The 4045-nt window shown below is 28.8% G+C and carries 7 protein-coding genes; 5 read left to right on the forward strand and 2 right to left on the reverse strand.

What is annotated here, in order from left to right; genetic code table 11:
• Positions 1-184: 184 nt before the first annotated feature.
• The 5 genes from tsaA to IDG60_RS07980 all read left to right on the forward strand — a co-directional run bounded on the left by tsaA (position 185) and on the right by IDG60_RS07980 (position 2071).
• Entirely contained in the window at positions 185-445 is a 261-nt protein-coding gene (gene tsaA, locus IDG60_RS07960) for a type II toxin-antitoxin system antitoxin TsaA (RefSeq protein WP_001837253.1), read from the forward strand.
• Positions 446-473: 28 nt separating this feature from the next.
• Positions 474-662 carry a type II toxin-antitoxin system toxin TsaT gene (gene tsaT / locus IDG60_RS07965; protein ID WP_000052076.1) on the forward strand — a complete coding sequence of 63 codons (189 nt, stop codon included), beginning with the start codon at positions 474-476 and terminating at the stop codon, positions 660-662.
• 187 nt (positions 663-849) lie between these two features.
• Entirely contained in the window at positions 850-1419 is a 570-nt protein-coding gene (gene lnsA, locus IDG60_RS07970; protein ID WP_001106654.1) for a lipoprotein N-acylation protein LnsA, read from the forward strand.
• Between the two features lie 87 nt (positions 1420-1506).
• Entirely contained in the window at positions 1507-1791 is a 285-nt protein-coding gene (locus IDG60_RS07975) for a hypothetical protein (RefSeq protein ID WP_001004399.1), read from the forward strand.
• 61 nt (positions 1792-1852) lie between these two features.
• The gene (locus IDG60_RS07980) at positions 1853-2071 is read left to right on the forward strand and encodes a hypothetical protein (RefSeq protein ID WP_000005886.1); all 219 of its coding nucleotides are present in this window, start codon (positions 1853-1855) and stop codon (positions 2069-2071) included.
• A gap of 491 nt (positions 2072-2562) precedes the next feature.
• Here the strand turns inward: IDG60_RS07980 and IDG60_RS07985 are convergent, their stop codons facing one another.
• Positions 2563-2763 carry a cold-shock protein gene (locus IDG60_RS07985; RefSeq protein WP_001059082.1) on the reverse strand — a complete coding sequence of 67 codons (201 nt, stop codon included), beginning with the start codon at positions 2761-2763 and terminating at the stop codon, positions 2563-2565.
• 356 nt (positions 2764-3119) lie between these two features.
• The gene (locus IDG60_RS07990; protein ID WP_025174092.1) at positions 3120-3806 is read right to left on the reverse strand and encodes a thermonuclease family protein; all 687 of its coding nucleotides are present in this window, start codon (positions 3804-3806) and stop codon (positions 3120-3122) included.
• Between the last annotated feature and the right edge of the window lie 239 nt (positions 3807-4045).

Genomic DNA, 4045 nt, shown 5'->3' on the forward strand with positions numbered 1-4045 from the left:
TAATTGGAGCCGTTCTTATGGACCTACATGATGAATGGATTTATTCTTCAAGAAAATACATCAATTTTGATAAGTAGAAATGGTAAAAACATTGTATAGCATTTTACACAGGAGTCTGGACTTGACTGAAAATAGTGTTATCATATTTATTAAGAAGCTATTTTTATACTAGTAGGTGTCAGTCATGAATAACATTTTGTTAAATGCTATCAATACAGTTATTACTACCACTTTTGTTATCTTTAATATTTTAATCACATATAATAAAGATTTAGATGATTTATGTTGGCTCCTGCCTGGTATTATCATTTGTGGTGTGATACTCATCGTATCCTTTACCATTGCAATGATAACTAAAAACTGGTTAAGTGAAATATTATTTTTTATAAATATCGTACTCGTTCTCTATTACATTTATCCTATTTTTTATAGTTTTATAGGTTAATAATTACGGTATATAAGGAGGGTTTCACATGTCTTTACATTTTGCAATTCTGTTTTGGCTAGCATTAATTTTCTTAGTTGCCGCTACGTTTATACTCGTATTAATGAAAAAAACTGGCAAAGAATCTAAAAAAGAGTCCTATTTAAGTTTCACTGTCATTCTCTATATTTTTGGATTCGCTATATTAATATACACATTTATATTTGGTGTGCTATAAATGAAATTCATTTTATATCCAGTCTGAAACGTCTCAATGATGTTTCAGACTGTTTTTTATTCTTAATAGACATTTCACACTCTCATACTTTAATATTTAAGATATGTTTTAGTCTTACAAGCTTATTAAAGATTACAATTCTAATTTAAGACTATTTACATATATTTCTTCAACAAGGAGCTTTTAAGTGAACTATATTAAACGAACGATAATTTTACTTATATTATTCGTTGTCGTATCCCCTATAAACTCACCAAAAACAATTGCAGATAATAAGTATTCAGAAATTCAAGATGACAAATTCCAATTACAACCTGGTGATATTATTGTTACAAAAGGCCCTGTCATGTGGGGATTTTTTGGTCATTGTAGTATCGCGATTGATGATAAAACGATTTTACAAATTGAGGGGCCTGGCGACAAACCAACTACACAATCCTTCGAATCTTTTAAATATAATTATGCAAGTGGCAAAAATGATTGGATGAAAGTTTATCGTTGCAGCTATCCTGGTGCAGGTAAAAAAGCGGCTGAATGGGTTAAGAAAAACTATGAAAATACAAATCATCGTTATCTAGTTACATTAAATTTGAACAGCAAAAAATTTACGTATTGTACTAAAATTATCTACCAAGCTTATAAATTTGGTGTAAGTGAAAAATCAGTTAAAAGTTATGGACTACATATTATTTCACCCTATGCAATTAAAGATAATTTTATAGATCCATACAAACTAAGGCTTGTAAAAGCTTATTAACACAGTTTCATCAAATAGTTAAATTAGTTTGTGTTTTGCAATAAATTGGGTATAGATTACAAATGATATTTCAGGAGGCCCAATATTTTGAATGAACTAACTAAAGAACAAAAGTATACAATAGCTAAATTTTACAAATTATATATTGAACGTTCGAATAATGGAGAAACAGAAACAGTCGCTAACTTTTTTGGCGATGCTAAAGATGCACGTGAAAACTATTTTTGCGATCGTGATTATCAAGACTTCTTAACTAACTGCCAAATTTTAATTCAAAACAAATACTTAACTGGTGAAATTTTGGACGATAACATTTACAATATTTCTATTTTAAACAAGACATTTATTGAATTTGAACAAAATTTTGGTTGAACATGAATGTCTCAACTATAAACTTTTTAACCCTATTTTAAAGCAGGAGTGAAAAACATACATGAGTGAATGGCATATTAATAATCAATCTACAAAACCTTTTTTAATACAACAAGCGGAAAAGCAATTGTCTATTGTTAAACCATTGCCTAATGGTAGCTTCCAAATACTCACAGAAATAAATTTGGAGAATGGCAATATTAGTAACATCGATCATTCTTTACTTGTTTCAGTAGACCCCAAAGCATTAGAAATAAGTATATTTGACGCTGTAAATTAAACGCAATATTTTTATTTAATTATTTTAATGTTTCGCCTTTTAAATGAAAACAAGATTACTGAATTATTATGAGATTTTAAAAACAATAAATATTCTCAATAATTAATCAGTCTTAATAAAAAATTAACAAAAAGTTGATTAGTTAAATTATTAATTAAGTAGTAAGATATTATGCGATGTGGTATCCTATTATTGTTAAACATTTTGAGTGTTTAACATTACTTCTTGTTATCGCCATATACAGACTTTAATTCTCGTCATTATTAAAGTTCTGTATTGGCGCTTTTTTTATTCAAAATCAAAAGTCGGACAGATGAAAAGTAAAAAACTTTTCCATCAATTCGATTTATTATAGAACCATTATATATTGTTAGATCTCCACAATTTATTGGACAAAAAAATAACGGCTAGTGCTTTTACCACACCAACTGTTATCGATTTAAAGCATAAAAAAACAGCCCTATAATAAGGACTGTTTGAATAAGTTAAAATTACATTTTAACTACGTTTGCAGCTTGCTCGCCACGGTCGCCTTCAACGATGTCGAATTCAACTTTTTGGCCTTCTTCTAATGATTTGTATCCATCTTCAGCGATTGCTGAGAAGTGTACGAATACGTCGCTACCATCTTCTCTTTCGATGAAACCAAAACCTTTTTCTGCATTAAACCATTTAACTGTACCGTTATTCATATTGAATACCTCCGTCGTGCTTTTGCACTAAATATTTTGTAACAAATTCATAAATGAAAAGGAGAATATTCTATATAAATAACTCACATTTTTCTTCACGCTCTTTATTACTTAACTTTCATTATACACTTTTAAATATAGAAGTAAAGCATTATTTTATTTTCTGTGATAATACACATTGAACTATATAGTAACATTCCATTTTAATACTAAATTTAAAATTTTTATTTTCTAATATTAAATACACTTGCTTTTGATACTATTTACTTTTTTAATTCTGAATTGATAATAAATCATATCGTGATCTAAAAATTATAAAAGGGCCACTAGCAGCAGTGACACTTTTACAATGAGCATTATTGACCTGAATCAGCGTTGTCTTCGCTCCAAATATTTAATTTCTCTTTTTTCGCTTGTGCTTCACTTTTTCTTAAAAGTTTTTCATGTGTATTGTTAGGTTTATAAACATAAGCAACTTTAGCCAAGCCTTGACGAACTAAAGCTTCGTTTACCATTTTTCCATCAGCATAAATATACGCTAAGCCACGTCCATATTTATCAGTTCTTTGACCTTTGTCAAACTCGACTTCAATTTTATTTGCATTTTCTACCATTTTTTTCGTAAATGCACTTGCTTCAGGGCCATATTTCTCTACACCTTTTTTAGGATGCTTTGTTTCAGGTGTATCAACTAATAATAGTCTGAATGTCATTGGTTGACCTTTGTACATTAATTTAACCGTATCACCATCAATCGCTTTAATTAATGTCGCAGGTTCTTTATGTAATTTTTTAGTTGAAGTTGCACTATATACTGTTGGATCTTCAGAACCACTTCTATTTACGCCGTTATCTGTTTGTGATGCATTTGCTGAGCTACTTAGACTTGAAACTACAACTAAAGTTAACACTAAGCAACTAGTAGCGAAAAAGAAAAACCTCTTTGCGTATTGCCCTTTCGAAACATTACTGATAGCCATCCCTATAAGTAATATTGAAACAATTGCCATACATATGCCAGCACTTAATAAGTATTCTGTCATAACTAACACCTCTTTCTTTTTAGTTAATTTTAATATTAAACGTTAATTAATTATAATTCTACATTTTTACAATTAATTAATAAAAATTTAATAATTATAATAAAATAACTATACTTACTTTTATGTATTTTCTATATTTTAGGTGTCAGAACTTATATATTTAGCCTTATTTGTAAAATTAAAAAGCCTACAACATGAATCGTTGCAGACTATCATATCGAGACAAAGAGGTTTATTAG

Source organism: Staphylococcus sp. EG-SA-2, assembly GCF_017152085.1.

Coding starts and splice junctions, on each gene's coding strand:
- tsaA (WP_001837253.1), top strand. CDS start 185: ATGAATAACATTTTGTTAAATGCTATCAATACAGTTATTACTACCACT.
- IDG60_RS07990 (WP_025174092.1), bottom strand. CDS start 3,806: ATGACAGAATACTTATTAAGTGCTGGCATATGTATGGCAATTGTTTCA.
- IDG60_RS07985 (WP_001059082.1), bottom strand. CDS start 2,763: ATGAATAACGGTACAGTTAAATGGTTTAATGCAGAAAAAGGTTTTGGT.
- IDG60_RS07980 (WP_000005886.1), top strand. CDS start 1,853: ATGAGTGAATGGCATATTAATAATCAATCTACAAAACCTTTTTTAATA.
- tsaT (WP_000052076.1), top strand. CDS start 474: ATGTCTTTACATTTTGCAATTCTGTTTTGGCTAGCATTAATTTTCTTA.